This window comes from Streptomyces anandii JCM 4720 (assembly GCF_014650655.1).
GTDB classification, from domain to species: Bacteria; Actinomycetota; Actinomycetes; order Streptomycetales; family Streptomycetaceae; genus Streptomyces; species Streptomyces anandii.
On the sequence record NZ_BMVJ01000041.1, the window covers coordinates 12,813 to 13,891 of the forward strand.

General features: G+C 71.9%; 1 protein-coding gene and 1 pseudogene. Both read left to right on the top strand.

Annotated elements, in window-relative coordinates; translation table 11 throughout:
- Positions 1-325 (top strand): annotated as a pseudogene (locus IE249_RS39530) (bifunctional methylenetetrahydrofolate dehydrogenase/methenyltetrahydrofolate cyclohydrolase); the annotation flags it as partial.
- Between the two features lie 58 nt (positions 326-383).
- A partial coding sequence (locus tag IE249_RS39535) for an FAD-dependent oxidoreductase (protein WP_229859967.1) occupies positions 384-1,079 on the top strand: 696 nt, incomplete at its 3' end.

The following is a 1,079-nucleotide window of genomic DNA, read 5'->3' on the forward strand; positions in this document are numbered from 1 at the left end:
GACCCGCAGGTCGGAGAACGCCACCGTCACCCTCTGCCACACCGGGACCAAGGACCTGGCCTGGCACGTGCGTGACGCGGACATCGTCGTCGCGGCCGCCGGAGTGCCCGCACTGATCACCAAGAACATGCTGCGCGCCGGCGCGGCGGTCCTGGACGTCGGCATCACCCGCGCCGGGCAGGGACTGACCGGCGACGTCCACCCGGACGCCGCCGCCGTCGCCGGATGGCTCGCGCCGATGCCCGGAGGCGTGGGCCCCATGACCCGGGCGATGCTGCTCGCCAATGTCGTCGAGGCCGCCGAGAGGAACGCGAACGGCGCATGAACGCTCCAGTCCCCGCACACCCGCTCCCCCCGCACCTGTCCCACGACGGAGACGCCCGATGAGCCCCCGTACCCCCGGTGCCGATCTGCCCGACCACCCCGACCGGCTGTGGCGCACGCCCGAGCCCCGGCGCTCCTACGACGTGGTGATCGTGGGCGGCGGCGGCCACGGCCTGGCCACGGCCCACTACCTGGCGAAGAACCACGGCATCACCGACGTGGCCGTCCTGGAGAAGGGCTGGCTGGCGGGCGGCAACATGGCCCGCAACACCACGATCATCCGCTCCAACTACCTGTGGGACGAGAGCGCGGGCATCTACGAGCACGCCCTCAAGCTGTGGGAGCAGCTGGCGGAGGAACTCGACTACCCGATCCTGTTCTCCCAGCGAGGGGTGCTGAACCTCGCCCACAGCCTCCAGGACGTCCGCGACAGCGTGCGCCGGGTGGAGGCCAACCGGCTCAACGGCGTGGACGCGCAGTGGCTGGACGCCGAGCAGGTCAAGGAGGTGTGCCCGATCGTCAACATCTCCCCGGACGTGCGCTACCCGGTGCTCGGCGGCACCTACCAGCCGCGCGCGGGCATCGCCAAGCACGACTACGTGGCCTGGGGCTTCGCCCGTTCCGCGGATGCCGCCGGCATCGACATCATCCAGAACTGCGAGGTCACCGGCCTGGACGTGGTCGGTGGGCGGGTGGTCGGGGTGCAGACGACGCTCGGCCCGATCGCGGCGGGCAGGGTGGCGCTGTGCTCGGCG